Origin of the sequence: Dokdonia pacifica (assembly GCF_900188275.1) — a bacterium.
Classification (GTDB): Bacteria; Bacteroidota; Bacteroidia; order Flavobacteriales; family Flavobacteriaceae; genus Dokdonia; species Dokdonia pacifica.
On sequence record NZ_FZNY01000001.1, the window covers coordinates 40,213 to 58,953 of the forward strand.

21 protein-coding genes are annotated in these 18,741 nt (G+C 34.3%); 12 read left to right on the plus strand and 9 right to left on the minus strand.

Annotated elements, in window-relative coordinates:
• Nucleotides 1-317 precede the first annotated feature (317 nt).
• The 12 genes from CHB80_RS00140 to CHB80_RS24490 all read left to right on the plus strand — a co-directional run bounded on the left by CHB80_RS00140 (nucleotide 318) and on the right by CHB80_RS24490 (nucleotide 11,441).
• On the plus strand, nucleotides 318-935 hold the full coding sequence (locus CHB80_RS00140; RefSeq protein WP_089369413.1) for a GNAT family N-acetyltransferase: 618 nt from the start codon (nucleotides 318-320) through the stop codon (nucleotides 933-935).
• Complete coding sequence (locus CHB80_RS00145) at nucleotides 932-2,128, plus strand: argininosuccinate synthase (RefSeq protein ID WP_089369414.1); 1,197 nt, start codon at nucleotides 932-934, stop codon at nucleotides 2,126-2,128. Before CHB80_RS00140 ends, CHB80_RS00145 begins: the two co-directional genes overlap by 4 nt.
• Entirely contained in the window at nucleotides 2,125-3,102 is a 978-nt protein-coding gene (gene argC / locus CHB80_RS00150) for an N-acetyl-gamma-glutamyl-phosphate reductase (protein ID WP_089369415.1), read from the plus strand. The genes CHB80_RS00145 and argC overlap by 4 nt, the downstream gene beginning before the upstream one ends.
• A 12-nt stretch (nucleotides 3,103-3,114) precedes the next feature.
• Nucleotides 3,115-3,915, plus strand: a complete 801-nt coding sequence (proC, locus tag CHB80_RS00155; protein ID WP_089369416.1) for a pyrroline-5-carboxylate reductase — start codon at nucleotides 3,115-3,117, stop codon at nucleotides 3,913-3,915.
• Entirely contained in the window at nucleotides 3,912-5,036 is a 1,125-nt protein-coding gene (locus CHB80_RS00160; protein WP_089369417.1) for an aspartate aminotransferase family protein, read from the plus strand. The genes proC and CHB80_RS00160 overlap by 4 nt, the downstream gene beginning before the upstream one ends.
• A 91-nt stretch (nucleotides 5,037-5,127) precedes the next feature.
• Nucleotides 5,128-6,063 (plus strand): Rossmann-fold NAD(P)-binding domain-containing protein, encoded by a 936-nt coding sequence (locus tag CHB80_RS00165; protein WP_089369418.1) that lies wholly within the window; start codon nucleotides 5,128-5,130, stop codon nucleotides 6,061-6,063.
• Nucleotides 6,064-6,065: 2 nt separating this feature from the next.
• Nucleotides 6,066-6,842: an acetylglutamate kinase gene (argB, locus tag CHB80_RS00170; protein ID WP_089369419.1), complete on the plus strand. Its 777-nt coding sequence runs from the start codon at nucleotides 6,066-6,068 to the stop codon at nucleotides 6,840-6,842.
• Nucleotides 6,842-7,909 (plus strand): M20/M25/M40 family metallo-hydrolase, encoded by a 1,068-nt coding sequence (locus CHB80_RS00175; RefSeq protein WP_089369420.1) that lies wholly within the window; start codon nucleotides 6,842-6,844, stop codon nucleotides 7,907-7,909. Before argB ends, CHB80_RS00175 begins: the two co-directional genes overlap by 1 nt.
• A gap of 106 nt (nucleotides 7,910-8,015) precedes the next feature.
• Nucleotides 8,016-9,299: an argininosuccinate lyase gene (gene argH, locus CHB80_RS00180; RefSeq protein ID WP_089369421.1), complete on the plus strand. Its 1,284-nt coding sequence runs from the start codon at nucleotides 8,016-8,018 to the stop codon at nucleotides 9,297-9,299.
• A gap of 262 nt (nucleotides 9,300-9,561) precedes the next feature.
• A complete protein-coding gene (locus CHB80_RS00185) occupies nucleotides 9,562-10,902 on the plus strand; it encodes a site-specific integrase (protein WP_089369422.1) in 1,341 nt (446 codons plus the stop codon).
• Between the two features lie 21 nt (nucleotides 10,903-10,923).
• Complete coding sequence (locus CHB80_RS00190) at nucleotides 10,924-11,193, plus strand: helix-turn-helix domain-containing protein (protein WP_089369423.1); 270 nt, start codon at nucleotides 10,924-10,926, stop codon at nucleotides 11,191-11,193.
• Between the two features lie 80 nt (nucleotides 11,194-11,273).
• Complete coding sequence (locus CHB80_RS24490) at nucleotides 11,274-11,441, plus strand: hypothetical protein (protein ID WP_179218048.1); 168 nt, start codon at nucleotides 11,274-11,276, stop codon at nucleotides 11,439-11,441.
• 104 nt (nucleotides 11,442-11,545) lie between these two features.
• Here the strand turns inward: CHB80_RS24490 and CHB80_RS00200 are convergent, their stop codons facing one another.
• The 9 genes from CHB80_RS00200 to CHB80_RS00240 all read right to left on the minus strand — a co-directional run bounded on the left by CHB80_RS00200 (nucleotide 11,546) and on the right by CHB80_RS00240 (nucleotide 18,729).
• Nucleotides 11,546-11,821 carry a hypothetical protein gene (locus CHB80_RS00200; RefSeq protein ID WP_143337016.1) on the minus strand — a complete coding sequence of 92 codons (276 nt, stop codon included), beginning with the start codon at nucleotides 11,819-11,821 and terminating at the stop codon, nucleotides 11,546-11,548.
• Nucleotides 11,822-12,012: 191 nt separating this feature from the next.
• Nucleotides 12,013-12,603 (minus strand): HD domain-containing protein, encoded by a 591-nt coding sequence (locus CHB80_RS00205; protein WP_089369425.1) that lies wholly within the window; start codon nucleotides 12,601-12,603, stop codon nucleotides 12,013-12,015.
• Between the two features lie 3 nt (nucleotides 12,604-12,606).
• The gene (locus tag CHB80_RS00210; protein WP_188476184.1) at nucleotides 12,607-13,338 is read right to left on the minus strand and encodes a phosphatase PAP2 family protein; all 732 of its coding nucleotides are present in this window, start codon (nucleotides 13,336-13,338) and stop codon (nucleotides 12,607-12,609) included.
• Between the two features lie 151 nt (nucleotides 13,339-13,489).
• Complete coding sequence (locus CHB80_RS00215) at nucleotides 13,490-14,230, minus strand: methyltransferase family protein (protein ID WP_089369427.1); 741 nt, start codon at nucleotides 14,228-14,230, stop codon at nucleotides 13,490-13,492.
• A gap of 3 nt (nucleotides 14,231-14,233) precedes the next feature.
• Nucleotides 14,234-14,815, minus strand: a complete 582-nt coding sequence (locus tag CHB80_RS00220) for a phosphatase PAP2 family protein (RefSeq protein WP_089369428.1) — start codon at nucleotides 14,813-14,815, stop codon at nucleotides 14,234-14,236.
• 14 nt (nucleotides 14,816-14,829) lie between these two features.
• Nucleotides 14,830-15,384 carry a phosphatase PAP2 family protein gene (locus CHB80_RS00225; RefSeq protein WP_089369429.1) on the minus strand — a complete coding sequence of 185 codons (555 nt, stop codon included), beginning with the start codon at nucleotides 15,382-15,384 and terminating at the stop codon, nucleotides 14,830-14,832.
• A gap of 371 nt (nucleotides 15,385-15,755) precedes the next feature.
• Entirely contained in the window at nucleotides 15,756-17,396 is a 1,641-nt protein-coding gene (locus CHB80_RS00230; protein ID WP_089369430.1) for an ArnT family glycosyltransferase, read from the minus strand.
• A complete protein-coding gene (locus CHB80_RS00235; RefSeq protein ID WP_089369431.1) occupies nucleotides 17,393-18,013 on the minus strand; it encodes a lipid-A-disaccharide synthase N-terminal domain-containing protein in 621 nt (206 codons plus the stop codon). The genes CHB80_RS00230 and CHB80_RS00235 overlap by 4 nt, the downstream gene beginning before the upstream one ends.
• Nucleotides 18,010-18,729 (minus strand): glycosyltransferase family 2 protein, encoded by a 720-nt coding sequence (locus CHB80_RS00240; protein ID WP_089369432.1) that lies wholly within the window; start codon nucleotides 18,727-18,729, stop codon nucleotides 18,010-18,012. The genes CHB80_RS00235 and CHB80_RS00240 overlap by 4 nt, the downstream gene beginning before the upstream one ends.
• Between the last annotated feature and the right edge of the window lie 12 nt (nucleotides 18,730-18,741).

Here is an 18,741-nt window from a genome sequence, read left to right on the forward strand (position 1 = left end):
TTCTACATTTGCAGTATGAATACTTCAAAAAATAAAACACGTATTATAACTATTGCACCCCCCGTGCGACGCCGACGCTAATTCTTTTTAGTCTGACGAGTTATATCTATTATGTTTTTATTTTTTTATTGTGTACCATTTAAATTTCAAATTATATTTTATCCTAGTAGCTATTTTAAACAATAGCACACTATCGGTACGCCCCTTTTTCTTTCGCCGCCCGTAAGGGTGTACTTCTATTTATGGAACTTAGGTGAGTCCGGTTCTTCTTTCCAGAATTCAATACAATACATTTTAACTTTTTTAAATCATCAACGATGGAAATCATTATTGCTGATCATACACATATAGCATATGCGCAAATCATATGCGACACTATAGAAAAAGCAGCTCAAACACGAGGCACTGGCATCGCTAGACGAAAGCCAACATATATCATTTCAAAAATGGAAAAAGGAAATGCTGTTATCGCTCTTGACAAAGATAAATTTGCAGGATTCTGTTATATAGAAACCTGGAGTCATGGCAAATTTGTTGCAAACTCTGGTTTGATTGTTCATCCTGATTATAGAGGACAAGGTCTTGCTACAAAAATCAAACAATGTGTTTTTGAGCATTCAAGAACAAAATTTCCAAATGCTAAAATATTTAGTATCACTACAGGGCTTGCAGTGATGAAACTAAATAGCAATCTAGGATACACACCTGTTACTTTTTCTGAACTCACAAAAGACCAAACTTTTTGGGATGGTTGTCAAACGTGTAAGAACTTTGATGTACTAAAACGAACCCAACAAACCATGTGCCTTTGCACTGGAATGTTATACGATCCATCTACCAAATCTGAAAAGAACCAAAAGAAGATAACCAAAAAGGCCTTCACTAGATTAAAAAGCATCAAACAAACATTGTTTTTAAAAAACAAAAAGAAATGAATACATCAAAAAAAATAGTACTTGCCTATAGCGGAGGACTAGACACCTCATATTGCGCAGTACATCTATCAAAAGAAAAAGGATTTGAAGTACATGCAGTTAGTGTAAATACCGGTGGCTTTACTTCAAAAGAGATTAAAACGATAGAGGAAACGGCATATAGTTTAGGAGTAACAACCTATAAAAATATAGAAGCTATCTCCTCTTTCTATGAAAAAGTAGTGAAGTATTTGATTTTTGGAAATGTATTGAAAAATAATACCTATCCATTATCTGTAAGCGCAGAGCGTATCATACAAGCTATTGAAATTATTGAATATGCAAAAAGTATCGATGCTAGGTACATAGCGCATGGAAGTACAGGAGCTGGTAATGATCAGGTACGATTTGATATGATTTTTCAAACACTTGCTCCTGAAATTGAAATTATAACACCTATTAGAGACCAGCAACTTTCAAGACAAGAAGAGATTGCCTATTTGCAACAACATGATGTAGCTATCTCTTGGGAGAAAGCAAAATATTCTATTAACAAAGGACTCTGGGGAACAAGTGTGGGAGGAGAAGAAACGCTGACTTCAGAAAAAGGATTACCAGAAATAGCTTTCCCTTCTCAACTCACAAAAGAAGGCAAAGAGAATGTTATTTTAACTTTTGAAAAAGGAGAACTCATTGCTATTAATGGACATCAACAAGCCCCAGAAAAAAACATTGAACTATTACAAAATCTAGCTGCTCCTTATGCCATCGGTAGAGACATTCACGTAGGTGATACTATTGTAGGGATTAAAGGACGTGTTGGATTTGAAGCCGCTGCTGCACTGATTACTATCAAGGCACATCATTTATTAGAAAAACATACGCTTACCAAATGGCAATTACAACATAAAGAATACCTCTCTAATTTTTATGGAATGCATTTACACGAAGGGCAATATTTAGATCCCGTTATGAGAGATATGGAAGCTTTTCTTACCAATAGCCAAGAGAAAGTCTCAGGAGAAGTCATCGTAACCTTACAACCCTATCATTTTTTCTTAGAAGGTATTATTTCAAAGAATGACTTGATGCGTTCAAAATTTGGTAGCTATGGCGAAATGAATACGCAATGGACTGCAGAAGAGGCCAAAGGCTTTATAAAAATCAATGGAAATCAAAATAAGATATACCAACAAATACATTCACTCTCATGATAAAAGCAGGAATCATAGGCGGCGCTGGATATACCGCTGGAGAATTGATAAGAACCTTAGTACATCATCCTAAAGTACAGATTGATTTTGTTTTTAGCACCTCAAATGCTGGCAACCCTATACACCATATCCATCAGGATGTAATAGGCACTATAGATATGTCATTTACAGATACCATCAACCCAAATGTAGCTGTTGTATTTCTGTGTTTAGGACATGGAAAATCTAAAGAGTTCTTAGAAAAGCATTCCTTTTCAAAAGACACGAAGATCATTGATTTAAGTAATGATTTTAGGCTTTCTGAGGAAGCAACATATAAAGAAAAAAAGTTTATATATGGCTTACCAGAAGTAAACAAAAAAGCAATACAACAAGCTCAATACATTGCAAACCCAGGTTGTTTTGCCACGGCTATTCAACTAGCAATTGCCCCATTAGCAAATAAGAAACTCTTGACAAAAGATATCCATATCAATGCCGTGACGGGAGCAACAGGGGCAGGAGTTTCTCTTTCAAAAACAACGCATTTTACATGGAGAGATAATAATTTCTCACATTACAAAGCTTTTAATCATCAACATTTAGGGGAGATTCATCAAACCGTACATCAGTTGCAAGATGACTTCGCTTCAGAAATTCATTTTATTCCAAACAGAGGGAATTTCTCAAGAGGCATTTTCGCGACAGCGTACACCCATTTCAAAGGAACATTAGAAGAAGCCATCATATTATATAAAAACTACTATCAAGAAGCACCGTTTACGATCGTATCTGATAAAAGCATTCATTTAAAACAAGTCGTAAACACTAATAAATGTATCCTTCATATAGAAAAACATCAGCATAAATTATTAATCACAAGTGTCATTGACAATCTCCTAAAAGGAGCCTCAGGACAAGCAATTCAGAACATGAATTTGGCTTTCGGACTACATGAAACAGAGGGTTTGCTCTTAAAAGGATCGCATTTTTAAAACATATACACTATGAAAATAGCCATTATAGGAACAGGAAACTTAGGGAAATCTATTGCAAAAGGATTACTCACAAATCAAGAAATCACAAGCCTTTACTTAACAAAAAGAAATACTCATCAAATCAAAGAATTTAAGGAGTATAAAAATGTAGTGGTCACCCAAGATAATGCGGTGGCTATTCAAAATTCAGACATTCTCATCATTGCGGTTCAACCTGCTCAAGTCGAACAATTATTAACAGAAGCAAAACCATTATTAACAGACAAACATCTTATTATATCTACCATCACAGGATTTTCCATCGCTCAAATAGAACATTGTGTTGGAGCACAACAATCTATTATCCGGGCCATGCCTAATACGGCTATTGCCGTAGGAAAATCAATGACATGTATTTGCGGTAATAAACAAGCAGCAGCCCATATCCATATCGCAGAAACTATCTTTAATCAACTAGGGCATTCCTTACAAATTCCTGAGTCTCAAATGCAAGCAGCAACCGTAGTCTGCGCAAGTGGGATTGCATTTTGGATGCGTTTGATTAGAGCTACAACACAGGCTGCTATCCAACTAGGATTTGATGCTAAAGAAGCCCAACAACTTGCCATGTATACAAGCGAAGGAGCTGCCAGTTTATTAATCACAAACAAACAGCATCCAGAACAAGAAATAGATCAGGTAACCACTCCTAAAGGATGTACCATCGAAGGCTTAAATGAAATGGAACACAAAGGGCTTAGCTCCTCTCTAATTCAAGGGATGGTGGCTTCGTTTAATAAAATCAACACGATAAAAAAGGAGCAATTATGAGTTTATTTAATGTATACCCATTATTTGATATCACACCCGCTTTCGCGAAAGATGTCTTCGTTTATGATACCGATGGCACAAAATATCTTGATTTGTATGGAGGACACGCTGTTATTTCCATTGGCCATTCACATCCGCATTACATACAAGCTATCCAAAAGCAATTAAATAGCATAGGATTTTATAGTAATTCCATACAAAATCCGCTACAGCATACACTAGCCAACAAACTAGAAGCGATGTCTGACTGTAAAGATTATCAGTTATTCCTTTGTAATTCTGGAGCAGAAGCCAATGAGAATGCATTAAAACTAGCTTCTTTTCACACAGGCAAAAAGAAGATTTTAGCGTTTAAAAATTCTTTTCACGGAAGAACATCTGCTGCTGTTGCTGCCACAGACAACAAAAAAATCATTGCTCCGATCAATGCCCAACAAGAAGTAGATTTTGTGACTTTAGGAGATATTCAAGCCGTTGAAGCGGTTTTAAAACAAGGAGATACCTGTGCTGTGATCATTGAGTGTATTCAGGGAGTTGGAGGACTTGATGAAATGCCTACGGCGTTTTATACCGCTGTCGCGAAACTTTGTAAAGAGTATAATACACTCCTAATTGCCGACGAGGTACAGTCTGGTTTTGGAAGAACAGGTGACTTCTTTGCTTTTCAAAAACACGGTATTACACCAGATATCATTTCTATAGCGAAAGGAATGGGAAATGGTTTTCCTATAGGTGGTATTTTTATACAACCCGAAATACAGCCTTCCTTTGGAATGCTAGGAACCACATTTGGCGGAAATCACTTAGCATGTGCTGCCGCTATAGCCGTATTAGAGGTTATAGCGCAACAACAATTACTATCACACGCAAAAGATATTGCTACCTACTTTATAGAGAAAACACAATCACTCCCAAAACTTGTCACAGTTAAAGGACGAGGACTTATGTTAGGTTTGGAATTTGATTTCCCAGTTGCTGAATTACGCAAAACACTTATTTACAAACATCACATATTTACGGGGAATTCTAAAAACCCAAACCTCTTACGGATTCTTCCTCCATTAACAATCCAGAAAGAACATATAGATCAATTGATAGCCGCTTTACAGAAAGAATTATGAAAGCCCATAATGGGCCATTTAGAATCTTCATTTTAATACCCACCTATCTAATAAATCATTAATCAATAGGGTAACAAGACCATTTAAAGACATGAAAAAATTCACAACCATACACGATATAGAAAACCTGTCTAAAACGATACAGGAAGCTATTGCATTAAAAGCAAATCCGTTTCAATATGACACACTAGGAAAACACAAGACCTTAGTTCTATTATTTTTTAATTCCAGTTTACGTACCCGATTAAGCACAGAAAAAGCAGCGAAAAAATTAGGAATGGACGTGATGATTTTAAATATAAATAACACTTGGAATCTGGAGTTTAAAGATGGCACTATCATGAATTTACAAACCGCCGAGCATGTAAAAGAGGCGGCACAAGTAATTTCTCAATATGCAGATATTATTGCCGTAAGAGCATTTCCTAACTTAAAAAACAAAGAAGAAGATGCTTCAGAATATGTACTTAAAAGTTTTATGAAATATGCCACAGTTCCTATTGTAAATATGGAAAGTGCTACCGCACATCCATTACAAGCACTTACAGATGCCATTACAATTACAGAAACGGCAACCAAAAAAAGGCCTAAAGTAGTATTAACATGGGCGCCACATCCTAAAGCACTCCCCCATGCTGTCGCAAACTCTTTTGTAAAAACAATGCAAGCCCTAGATGTTGATTTTTCAATTACAAATCCCGAAGGATATGACTTATCACTAGACATCACAAAAAACACGCCTATTTCTCACGATCAGGAAGAGGCTTTGAAAAACGCAGACATTGTATATGTAAAAAACTGGAGTAGTTATAACCAATACGGACAAGTACTCCATCAAGATCCTAATTGGATGATTACACAAGAAAAAATAGGAAGTGCTTCCTGTATGCATTGCCTTCCTGTACGTAGAAATGTAGTGATCGAAGACGCTGTTCTTGACAGTGAGAATTCTATCGTAATACAGCAAGCAAACAACAGAACCTTTGCGGCGCAAATTGTATTAAAAACCTTGTTAGAACATCTGTAGTCATGAAAACACTTAAGATTATAAAAATAGGAGGCAATATCATTGATGACACTAAAAAACTACCATCTTTTTTAGAAAAATTTGCTTCGCTAAAAGGACCTAAATTACTTGTACACGGAGGGGGAAAACTAGCTACTTCCATGGCACAACAGATGGGCATAGAAGTAAAAATGCATCAAGGAAGACGTATCACTGATGCAGACACCTTAGATATCATTACCATGACCTATGCTGGCAAAATCAACAAAAATATAGTAGCCACTTTACAAGCATATCAATGTAATGCAATTGGATTTTCAGGAGCCGACGGAAATACCATCATTGCTAAAAAGAGGCCTATTGAAGCAATCGATTTTGGTTTTGTAGGCGATATCACACAGGTAAATACATCCATTCTAGACGTTCTTATACATAACCATATCACTCCCGTTTTTTGCGCCATCTCTCATGATGAGCAAGGACAATTATTAAATACAAATGCAGATACCATCGCTTCTGAACTCGCTATTGCTTTTTCAGAAAATTATACCGTCGAATTATACTACTGTTTTGAGAAGAAAGGTGTTTTACAATCTCTCCAAGATGAAGATTCTGTGATTCAAACGATACATCAAAACAAGTATCCATCTCTTATACAGGAGGGGATTATCACAGAAGGTATGATTCCAAAAATTGACAACTGTTTTTATGCCATTAACCATAACGTACACAAAGTATGTATTGGTTTACCTCATATGATATTCAACCCAACAAGTATTCACACTACTATACAAAAATGATGACATTAGAATCTATCACCACAAAAGCAATTGCTTTACTTAAAGACTTAATTAAGACACCTTCCTTTTCAGGAGAAGAGGATGTAACGGCACATCTTATTGAAATATGGTTTACGACTCATGCTATTCCATACCAAAGAATCGATCATAATATTGTGGCTACTAATGAAAGCTTTCGCGAAAGCAAACCCACCTTATTACTCAATTCACACCATGATACAGTACAACCCAACAAAGGATATACTAGAGATCCTTTTCAACCTACTGTTGAAGACGGGAAACTATACGGATTAGGTAGTAATGATGCAGGTGGTGCACTTGTTTCATTACTTGCTACATTTACGTATTTCTATCATCGAAAAGACCTACAGTACAATCTTGTATTTGTTGCTTCGGCTGAAGAAGAAAACAGTGGACCTCTTGGATTGCATAGTATCCTCAACAAAATTCCTAAAATAGATGTCGCTATTGTGGGAGAACCTACAGGAATGCAACTCGCCATTGCCGAAAAAGGGTTGGTTGTATTTGATGCTATTGTTAAAGGAACGGCAAGTCACGCAGCGCATCCTAATACTGACAATGCGATTTATAATACTATTGAGGTATTAGATTGGTTTCAAAAATATACGTTTCAAAAAACATCAAAAGCATTGGGAGATGTAAAAATGACCGTCACTCAAATCAATGCTGGCGTGCAACATAATGCGGTTCCAGCAGAAGTAAATTTGGTTATTGATGTACGTGTAAATGATGCTTATTCCAATCAGGAAATCTGTAACATTTTAGAAAAAGAAAGTCCTTGTACGCAGATCACACCTCGAGGCATACGATTAAATTCGTCGTCTATTTCGTCAGAACACGCGCTTGTAAAAGCAGGAATATCATTAGGAAGAAAAACCTATGGTTCTCCTACATTATCTGATCAGGCGGTATTGTCGTGCCCTTCTTTAAAATTAGGTCCAGGAGAGAGCAAGCGTTCTCATACGGCAGATGAGTTTATATACATCGCCGAGGTCGAAGAGGCAATTCAACTATATAGTGCTTTATTAGAAAAGGCCATTACATAAAATAGGAATAGTACGGAGTACGCTTTCGCGAAAGCGTATACAACAATTATCAAAACGAGAAAGAATCTACCCGATATAGGTAGGAACAATACACTAAAATAACATTATGAAACTTTGGGACAAAGGATTTACAATAGATCAACAAATAGAGAAATTTACAGTAGGAAATGATAGAGAAATTGACCTTCATATTGCCAGTTATGATGTACAGGCTTCTCTAGCACATGCAAAAATGCTTGCTGCCATCGGGATCATTACTTCAGAAGAATTAGAACTTCTTGAAAAGGGACTGCATGAAATTGCAACGAGTATCGAGAAAGGTACATTTATCATAGAACCACAATTTGAAGATGTGCATTCTAAAATTGAATATGAACTTACTTCAACCTATGGAGATGTGGGTAAAAAGATTCATACGGCTCGTTCTAGAAATGATCAAGTTTTGGTTGCATTACACTTGTTTTATAAGGATCATTTACAACTGGCACACAAAAAAACGAAGACCTTATTTGACACGCTTTTATCACTAGCAGAAACTCACAAAAATACTACTATGCCTGGTTACACACATTTACAGGTGGCCATGCCGTCTTCTTTTGGGCTTTGGTTTTCTGCCTATGCAGAGGTGTTGATAGATGATGTCTATATGCTTCAGGCGGCATTAAAAACAGTAGACCAGAACCCGTTAGGGTCGGCAGCGGGTTATGGGAGTTCGTTTCCTATTGACAGAGATTTTACAACTACAGCATTGGGATTCCAAACACTTAAATATAATGTTGTCGCAGCACAATTAGGGAGAGGAAAAAATGAACGAACCATTGCAAGTGCATTAGGAGGCTTATGCAATACCTTAAGTAGATTTGCTATGGACATCTGCCTGTATATGAGTCAGAATTTTGGTTTCATTTCTTTTCCAGACCAACTCACTACAGGAAGTAGTATCATGCCTCATAAAAAGAATCCTGATGTATTTGAATTGATCCGTGGGAAGTGTAATAAAATTCAGTCGTTACACACCGAAATGCTACTCATTACCAATAATCTCCCAAGCGGTTATCACAGAGATTTTCAGGTATTAAAAGAGCATAGTATTACTGCTTTTTATGAAGTGGAGGAGATTTTGGATATTTTCAACTATGCGATCCAACAAATTATCATCAAAGATATTGATCTACAGGATGAGAAGTATCACTATTTATTTACCGTAGATAGTATTAACACCTTGGTCATGGATGGGCTTTCCTTTAGAGAGGCGTATCAAGAGATTGGCACTCATGTACAAGCAGGCACCTACAGTCCTGCATCTGCAAAAGCGCATACACATATAGGAAGTATCGGAAATTTGTGTTTGGAGGAAATAAGGAAGAAATTTGAGGAGGCTTGTGGGTAATAGTTTACATAAAAAAGCCTTCACAAAAATGTGAAGGCTTTTAGGCTAGTAGCGGGAACAGGACTCGAACCTGTGACCTTCGGGTTATGAGCCTTATCTTACTCATTCACAAATTTATTAAAATATCTAATTATCAATATTTTATACATTTAATTGTTTCATATTAAACCATATAAAGCCATATAAAACGGTAAAATGTTTTACCTATGTTTTACCTATTTTAGCACACTATTTTGTACCTTTGAAAAAAGGCTAAAACCCAATGGCATCAGTAAAGATAGTACTTGTAAAGCATAAACAAAAAAAAGATGGCACCTTTCCTATTGCCATTCGCATTATAAAAAATCGTAAACCCAGCTATATTTTTACAGGAGAATATATTCTACAAAAACATTGGAATGAGGATGAGAAGTCAGTAAGAAAATCCCACCCCAACTCTACTCGACTCAATAATCTTATTCAGAAAAAATTGAGTGAAGCACATGCTACAGTTCTAGAGGCAGAAACAAGTAATAATAACCTTTCTACAAAACAGATTAAAAAGAAAGTTAAACGTAGTGGTAGCAGTATCTCATTCTTTAAGCTTGGTGCAGAACGTGTAAAAAACAAATATCTCGCTGGCACTTTTTCGGTTGCCCATTCTGAACTTTCTATTCTTTATAATATTGAAGAGTTTATAAATCTCAGCACATCAAAAAGCCGTGAAGTTATTACTAAAGAGATTCAACAACGGCGTAAGGAACGCATATCAAAAAATCGTAAGAACGGACGAGACACTCTTGGAGCTGCCACCTACTTTTCAAAAATCAAAAAACTACCTTTTGAGGAAATAGACACTGCTTTTATTAATAAATATAAAAGCTTTTGTGCATCATATCTTAATCACAAAACACGTACTATTACCAACCAACTCATTTTTATTCGCACTCTCTATAATCTTGCTATCAAGGAAAATATTATTAGTAACAAAAACTATCCTTTTGCTGATGATAAAGAAAAGATACGCATCACTTCAGGCAATAAAATTGGATTAACCAAAGAGGAAATCACCAAAATTGAACATCTTAAACTAGAGAGCAACACTTCTATATGGCATACTAAAAATGTATTCTTATTTTCTTATTACTTCGCAGGAGTCCGAATTTCTGATGTTATGGAACTTAAATGGTCAGATTTTGTTGATGGTCGTCTTTATTACGAAATGAATAAGAATGAAAAACCTGTGAGCCTTAAAATCCCAGAGCAAGCAAGCAAAATCCTTAACTTATATAAAAAAGACAAGTCTTCCATTACTGATTATATCTTTCCATTTTTAAAAAAGGCTGACTCTAATAACAAAGAAGATATTTTCAGGAAGACGAGAAATGCTACCGATCTTTTTAATAAGCACTTAAAAAGAATTGCTCAACAGTGTGATATTGAAAAAAATCTATCCAATCATATATCTCGTCATAGTTTTGGAAATATTGCAGGAGATAAAATTGGTCCGCAAATGCTTCAAAAACTCTATCGTCATTCAAACTTAAAGACCACCATCGGGTATCAAGCTAACTTTATTCACAAGGAAGCGGACGATGCATTGGAGCAAGTTTTGAATTCATAATAAAAAGAATATCTTTAAGCTATGGAAGTCATCTGTTTACACGACGAAGCTTTTTATACCTTAATTGACGAAGTTATTGATCGTATCAAAGAAAAAAACAATACTCATGATGAAATTTGGATCACACCCGAACGTGCTATGAAACTCCTCAATATCAAGAGTAAATCAACACTTCAAAACCTACGAGATACTGGAGCAATCACTTACACTCAACCTCAACGAAAAATTATTCTCTACAAATACGAGTCAGTTCTTGAATATTTGGAGAAAAATAGTAAACAAGCATTCTAAATATGAAAGATACTGTAGATCCACATTACCTTAGGGGCTTTAATAACGCCTACCTCTTAGCCCAACATAAACCTAAACTTTTGGATTGCTTCCTCACTACTACAACCGAGAATGAATACCTAAAAGGCATGCGGGATGGCAAGTACACCTATGAACAAGAACTGAAGCAAAATAGAACTCAGGGTAGATTACAACAACTTAACCAGCAACATTCACAAGGAAATAGAGACCAAGATCACGAACAATAACGTAGTTTTTTTTCTTACAAACATCAAATTTTCTTAATGTTTCTCATCTATAATTCAGAAAACATTACTAGAAATCATAGTTGCAAAATACTTATTACTATTATTTAATCTCCTTCACTTAAAGAGTAACTCCCATCTGCATTAAATGATGTTAATGTAATAGTAACGGTCCAAATTCCAAGCTCTTCAGCACTTGTAACACAATCAATAGTATCTGGTTCAGTTCCTCCTATTAAGTTTCTATCAAGTACAACTGTTCCGTTAGCATCTGCAACTACAATTTGAAAAGTTCCATTTGTTGCAGAGGTGAAATCAGCATTGTAATCAGCTGTTGTTAAGTTAATCGACCAATTAATTGTTCGAGATCCATTTTCCTCCATTGTCAGTAAGACCTCCTTCGATGTTACCTAAGGGACCTTCATTAACTGTAATGGCTACTGTTGGTCCATCATCACTAGAACAAGATGTTAATGACCAAATAAATAATACTAATAATGAAAAAATGATAAATAGCTTGAAAATTTGAGGTTTTCATTTGTTATTAATTTTAATGTTGAAAGGAAGGAATTAATTAAACAAATACAGATTTCATATTTCTAATGTTTTCTACTTTTTGTTTTTCAAAAAACATTAAAGCTGCTTGACTATGCCACTTATGATTTTCTAAAAAAGCGATATTTAAGTCTAACCATTGTTCATCGGTAAATGACATATTACAATGTGTAGACCATTCATTACGTAAATCAAGGTTAGCTTTTATATACTCTTTCTTACCTAAGTGACTTAAATCTGCATCACAAAGAATTTTTTGAAGAAGAGTAGTTGGGGTTTGAGGCATTTGAGTAGCCTTAATCAAGTTTATAATCGTATTAATGCGATTTTCATGATATTTATTTTTATCTAAAAATGTTTTTGCGTAGTAACAACTTATCATTTCATGATCTTTGTTCGCTTTTGCATTACCTGTATCATGAAAATATGCTGCAATAACAAGCATCTCGATATCGGCAGATTTAAGTCCTTCTTTAGCACCTATTCTTGATGCTTCTAAAACAACATTTTTAGTGTGTTTCCAATTATGAAAAGCAAGTTCATTGCAACGACTCTCTTTAATGAGTTTCTTACAGTGTTTTTTTACTGATAATATTATATGTGTATTCATAAACTAGAACTTGTATGCAATATATATTCCTGCTCCATTAGAACTGATACTAGGCGCTATTATTGTACTTTCTGACCTTTTAAACGGGTTCCAGGCATATAAGTAATCAAAATGATATACTAATTTTGTAATGGCAATTCCAATGCCTGCCCCTAAAATGACATCAGAAAACCAATGTGCATTTTTTGCCATACGCAAATAGGCTGTAGTGGCTGCAAAAACGTAACCACTGTATGCTAAAAAAGGACTTGTATCCTTAAATTCTTCATAGAGAATAGTAGCTGAAGTAAATGCATATGATGTATGTGCTGATGGGAAAGCATTATCGTTTTCTCCACTCGGTCTGGTCTTAGATATACTTCTTTTTAATCGTGTAGTGACTAGGTCTGTTAACACTAGTGCGATTGCTGCATTTTTAGTTTGGTCAAACCAATGACTACGAGATTCTATTCCTACAATATCTGCTGCATATAGTTGTGCTAATGGAACAAAGCGAGTGTAATCATCGATACTTGTTTCAAAATCATCATCAATATTTTTTCTAAGATCTCTTTGTAAGTTAATTTCAAAATCACTTCGATTTATTAAAAGAGCAGATCCAATAAGCAATGTAGGAACGACAGCTTTTTTTAGTAGTTTATTTTGATTTTTATGATTAATCTTACTCAATGAATCATTTTGAGCATTAAGAAAACTACTTATAAAAATTAACCCAGTTAATAAATACTGTCGCATACTTTTTATTGATATCATATTTTAGACAGGCATATAGATATTATAAACAAATGGTTTTTAAATATCCATAATACTAATAAAATCTAAAGGAATTCTAAAGTCATATCAGCACACACAATTTTAAACCATCTAATCGCTATGATGAGTTTTATTAATCCAGCATCTTACGCTTCTTCATTATTTTTAAAATTAAATACAATATTGTTGTGAAGATTGCTGCATAAAACCAACCACTTAATTCAAGATGTGTGATACCATGTTCTAAAACATCACTTGCCCATTCAAATAACCAGAACAAAACAAAAATAGCTACTAAGCCATTTTTTTCTTTTTTAATTACTTTTTTCAAATTAAAAGGATATTTAGGCTTTTTATAATTCTTAAAGTTTGGAATAAATGCCGGGGTTGTTTTAGACCAATCTGTGTAATCAGAACCAAACTTGGCAATTAAAAACTGTTCTTCGGCATACATGATACGTTCATAATATACTGTATATAGAAGAATAAAAGCTATTGTAAACCATAAGTTTTCTGTGAGCATAGCAATACCTAACCACATAAAAAAGTTTCCCACGTATAATGGATGCCTTACATATGAATATAGTCCTGTTGTATTTAATTCTTCTGCAACTTGACCTACTTTTGTATTTCTTCCTGATGTCTTTGGTGGCGTATGACCTACAATATGGACTCGAATAAAAAACCCAATTAAACAGATTCCTAAACAAATGAATTCAAAATATTTTGAAATGAAATTTTCAGGTTTATCTACTTCATAATATTCACCATAGAGGTGTACTGCTAAACCTGTAAATAAAAAAATAAGAGGTAAATAACTTCTGTTTTTAAATAAGAAATTTCCTTGTGACTGCATTTCTGTTATAAGTGCCATAGATTAAAATTTGATAGTTAAACCAATCATGTATTCTTGATTGGCTGATGAAAATGAAAGTTGATAGTGTTCTCTTTGATAAGGTGTAGTAAATAAATAAGTGCTTCCAACACCAACTAATATCCCTCCCAGAACATCATATGCATCATGGCGTTCATTAAGTCCTTCTATTCTGCTATATGCTACAAAACCTGCTATTGCATATGCAGGAATCCCATATTCCCAACCATAACGACGTTGTATGAAAGATGCCCCTTGGAAAGCAAAAGAAGTATGACCTGAAGGGAATGCATGTCCGTCAGTAGCTCCATCAGGCCTATCTTTATCGATAGCATATTTGAGTACATATGTAGCTGTAAGATTTACTCCAAAACCTTTCAGGTATTGCCACCCGCCTTCACCATCCTTGTGAGTTAATATTAATGCAGCAGATACTGCTGCAGGAATAAATTGACCAATATCTCCCATTTTTTCAATAGTAAGTTCTCTTCTTATTTCTTCGGGAGAATCTATGTCTGTGTCTTGAGCTTTTACTGTTAATACGCAAAAAAGTATTAATAGAAAGAAAATAAATTGCTTTTTCATAATACGATTTAGGGTTAAAATTGATAATTAAACCCTACAAGAAATCCATCGTCTCCACTTGTTAGAGTAAGTTGCATATTTTGTTTTTCATAGGGTTTAGTAAAAAGGTATGTACTACCTATTCCTATAACAGCACCTGCCAAAATATCGAGTATATCATGCTTATCTGCTTCAATACGGCTATAGCCTGTGAATCCTGCAAGTACATATGCTGGGATGCCGTACTCCCATCCATAACGACGTTGTATAAAAGCAGCACTTTGAAATGTAGTAGATGTATGACCAGAAGGGAAAGCGTTGTTGTTGCTTAAATCAGGACGGGGCTTATTAATAGCTAATTTCAAACCAAAAGTAACAGCCTGATTCAGTGCAAAACCTTTAGCAAATTGTCCAGTACCTTGATAATCTTTTAGAACTAATGTTGAACCTAGCGCGATTGCGGGTAATGAATATAATATTATATCACCAGTAGTTTCTATAGTTTGATTTTGGGCTTTTACAAATTGCACACAAAAGAGAAATGAAAGGGCTATGGTTATAATAGCCTTTTTGTTACATAGGACATTCATTTTAAACAATATTTAGGGTTAAAGTAAATGTGTTACGTATGCAGTGCTTTTTAAATTAGACACTACAAATATGTGAGGCAATTCTTAATAGAATTTGAAGAAAATCTAAAGAAAATCTAAAGTATCAATCATTCTAGCACTTATTAACCTTAGTATTATTCCTTATTTTATAATGCTCTGATTAAGAAAGCATTTTTATTGAAAACAACAGAAAGTTTAGTTGTAAATATTGATATATCGTAGAGAAAGCTAGCGCTTTAATTATCAATACTTGACAACAACTATTAATGCCTAAGAATAAATCTTTAAGAGTTTTCTTTAAAAGAATTTACACATAACTCTTAGAAAGCTAAAATGATTTTAAAGAGCTATTATTCCTTTTTATCAAGCCAATAATAATCTGCTTTTAATCTAGATTTATTACCTCTTTTGGTACTATCAGCAACATTGTAATCATAGCGATCCTTGAAAATAATCTCATGATTTGGGAATGTCGATTTCAAATGACCTAAGTCATTAAAACGGGTAAGAACTCCAAATGATTTTTCTGTAGGTAGCTTTGTTTTTCCCCCAGGTAATTTTATATGCGTTGTTGTTTTTCCATAGTCCCAAATGAGTTCTGGAGCAAGCCCATTTAAATTGTACACCTTCCTCCCTGTTATTTGCTCCTCTTCTTCAATTAGAGTAAGAGATTTACGAGTAGGGTTATCTAAAAAAGTATTTGCAAGAGGAAATCCAAAAGTGATGATCGCCATTATAAAAAAGATACTACTAAAAAACACTCTTGATATTTCTTTTTTGATAAGAGACTTAATTATATATCCTCCTATTAAAACTAAACTTATAGAGGTACAAATAAAATAAAGATAATACCCATCTAATCGTTCTTTAAGAAAAATATATCCTACTATTGGAAAGCTTATTCCAATCACACCAATAAGACCAAAATTAAAATATACTGGGACTGTTTCCCACCTACTTTTTAACGATTTAAAATGATTAAAAAGATAATTAATGTAAAAAGAAATAGTAAATGCAAGAGGAATTAAAACAGGTAATAAATAACGAGATTTTTTCTCAGGTATAAACGATAATAATATTACACTTGCAAAAGTCCATATAATAGCAAATTGATATGCTTTAAGGTTTGATACTTTGGATTTTAAATATGGATATAATAAGCTTATAAATGCAGGTATTGTCCACAAACCTGATTGTGTAAAGAAACTCCAATAATAATAGAAGGGTTTTACATTTCGATGCTTCCAAGAATCTGTTTCTTTTAGAGCAATACGTGTAGCGTCATCCGAATCTAAAAGATAAATATAATACGCCCACCAACCAGAAAGTACTATGGTAATAAAAAGAAGTAGCACTAAAGGTAGCCATCGAGATTTAAAACCTTTAAATCTATAGATAACACCATACGCAATAAGAAACGGTAGTAGTAATGCAAAATGAGAAACGGGTCCTTTACTCATAAAGGATAATCCTACAAAAACACCTGCAAAAATGGCGTTTTTATAAATTTGTTTCTCAGTTTCGAAAAACTGATATAGATAATAAATACCTCCTAACATAAAGCTATGAGCAAAAATATCCCAAGTACCATTTCGACCTGCAAATATGATATAAAAAGATGTTGCGAGGATTAAGGCTGTTATAAGTGATTGTAATTTATGATTTGTCAGCTTTCGCGAAAGCGTATACATAAAGAAAAGTAGTACAACAGTAATTAAAGCAGAAGGAAAACGAAGTGCAGCTATGTTTTCTATTCCAAAAACACTCCCGAAAATTGCTGCAAACCAAGTAGGTAAAGGTGGCTTTTCATAACGAGGTAAACCATCCATTGTTGTAAGCAACCAATTACCATCAGAAAGCATTTCTCTCGCTGTGACAAAGTTACGGGCTTCCATAATATTTGCATACAACACATCAAGATGTAACATAAAAACAAATAATGCCACTATTAAAATTGTGATTTTAGGGTATTTCTGAGTTAGTTGTATCATATTTGATTGTTTAGAAGAAATAGATTGCGACCGTACATAACGATTCCAAAAACATGTCCTGCAAGTAGTACAGGATCTTTTCTGAATATGGCATAGATTAGAATTAATCCCGCACCAGTAAGACTTAATAACCAGAATCCTCTTGGCAATGAAGACTCTTTTTTGCGTTCAGAGTATATCCATTGATATACAAAACGTAATGTGAAAATAATTTGTGAAGTGATCCCTAAAACAAATAGCCATTGTGGAATATCACTATTATTAAATAGTTGATTTATATCATAAACATTATTGTTATACCCATAAGTAAGAACAAGAAGTGGAAACATTAAAATAAATAGCCTGATAACTTTATGTAGCTTTTTCCAACTTCCTTGCAAATGCATATTGCGTATATAAATGAAGTACGTCAATATTTGTCCAAACATAATGGCAAAATCATCTCTCAAATAGCCATAAACAAAAAGGAGAAACGAAGCAATTAAACTAAGTTGCCAAAAAAGTGTAGGCGTCAGCACCTTTTTATTTTTCTCAGAAATGACCCATTGTAGTAAAGAACGACCAGAAAATAGAAGCTGTGCCATAAAGCCTATACTAAGAATTATCCAAGTGCTCATCCTTTATTAGCTACTTTATAATTAATGTATTTTTTCTTCATCCAGAGATAAGCAAAGCAATCCATAAGAGGTCCTAGTAAACGATTCCAGACCCCAAAATTTGCTGTGCCAGCAATACGTTCAAAGTGTCTTACAGGGACTTGTTTTATTTTCCCTCCTTGCAAAAGAATCATAGCAGGAAGAAAACGATGTAGTCCTCTAAACATAGGAATGCGTTGCGCATATTCAGTTTTGATTATTTTAAGTGGGCAGCCAGTGTCATCCATACCATCTTTTGTAAAACTACGGCGTATACCGTTTGCAATTTTTGAAGACATATTTTTTACAACAGAATCTTTGCGTGCCGTTCTCACTCCTGTAACGAGATCATATGTCTCTATATGTTCTAAGAGTAGGTCAAAATCTAAAGGGGTCGTTTGTAAATCTGCATCTATATATCCAACTAAACTTGTTGTCGTATAGTCAAAACCTGCTTTAATTGCAGCACTTAAACCATAATTTTTATCAAAAGAAATATAATTAAATGCCATATGCTTGTTACATATTTCTTCAATAAGACTTTGGCTATTATCAGATGACCCATCATTTACAAAAAGTACAGTAGTAATGGTATGAGATTGATTAATATATTCTAGTAATTCTTTTTGAACACGAGCAAGGTTTTCTTGTTCATTATATACTGGAATAACTATGGTAAGTGCTAAATTTTCTAACAATGCTTAGATTTT

Coding starts and splice junctions, on each gene's coding strand:
- CHB80_RS00220 (WP_089369428.1), bottom strand. CDS start 14,815: ATGAAAAAGCAATTTATTTTCTTTCTATTAATACTTTTTTGCGTATTA.
- CHB80_RS00185 (WP_089369422.1), top strand. CDS start 9,562: ATGGCATCAGTAAAGATAGTACTTGTAAAGCATAAACAAAAAAAAGAT.
- CHB80_RS00205 (WP_089369425.1), bottom strand. CDS start 12,603: ATGAATACACATATAATATTATCAGTAAAAAAACACTGTAAGAAACTC.
- CHB80_RS00175 (WP_089369420.1), top strand. CDS start 6,842: ATGACATTAGAATCTATCACCACAAAAGCAATTGCTTTACTTAAAGAC.
- proC (WP_089369416.1), top strand. CDS start 3,115: ATGAAAATAGCCATTATAGGAACAGGAAACTTAGGGAAATCTATTGCA.
- CHB80_RS00165 (WP_089369418.1), top strand. CDS start 5,128: ATGAAAAAATTCACAACCATACACGATATAGAAAACCTGTCTAAAACG.
- argC (WP_089369415.1), top strand. CDS start 2,125: ATGATAAAAGCAGGAATCATAGGCGGCGCTGGATATACCGCTGGAGAA.
- CHB80_RS00140 (WP_089369413.1), top strand. CDS start 318: ATGGAAATCATTATTGCTGATCATACACATATAGCATATGCGCAAATC.
- CHB80_RS00225 (WP_089369429.1), bottom strand. CDS start 15,384: ATGAATGTCCTATGTAACAAAAAGGCTATTATAACCATAGCCCTTTCA.
- argB (WP_089369419.1), top strand. CDS start 6,066: ATGAAAACACTTAAGATTATAAAAATAGGAGGCAATATCATTGATGAC.
- CHB80_RS00190 (WP_089369423.1), top strand. CDS start 10,924: ATGGAAGTCATCTGTTTACACGACGAAGCTTTTTATACCTTAATTGAC.
- CHB80_RS00145 (WP_089369414.1), top strand. CDS start 932: ATGAATACATCAAAAAAAATAGTACTTGCCTATAGCGGAGGACTAGAC.
- CHB80_RS00210 (WP_188476184.1), bottom strand. CDS start 13,338: ATGCGACAGTATTTATTAACTGGGTTAATTTTTATAAGTAGTTTTCTT.
- CHB80_RS00200 (WP_143337016.1), bottom strand. CDS start 11,821: ATGGAGGAAAATGGATCTCGAACAATTAATTGGTCGATTAACTTAACA.
- argH (WP_089369421.1), top strand. CDS start 8,016: ATGAAACTTTGGGACAAAGGATTTACAATAGATCAACAAATAGAGAAA.
- CHB80_RS00215 (WP_089369427.1), bottom strand. CDS start 14,230: ATGGCACTTATAACAGAAATGCAGTCACAAGGAAATTTCTTATTTAAA.
- CHB80_RS00230 (WP_089369430.1), bottom strand. CDS start 17,396: ATGATACAACTAACTCAGAAATACCCTAAAATCACAATTTTAATAGTG.
- CHB80_RS00160 (WP_089369417.1), top strand. CDS start 3,912: ATGAGTTTATTTAATGTATACCCATTATTTGATATCACACCCGCTTTC.
- CHB80_RS00235 (WP_089369431.1), bottom strand. CDS start 18,013: ATGAGCACTTGGATAATTCTTAGTATAGGCTTTATGGCACAGCTTCTA.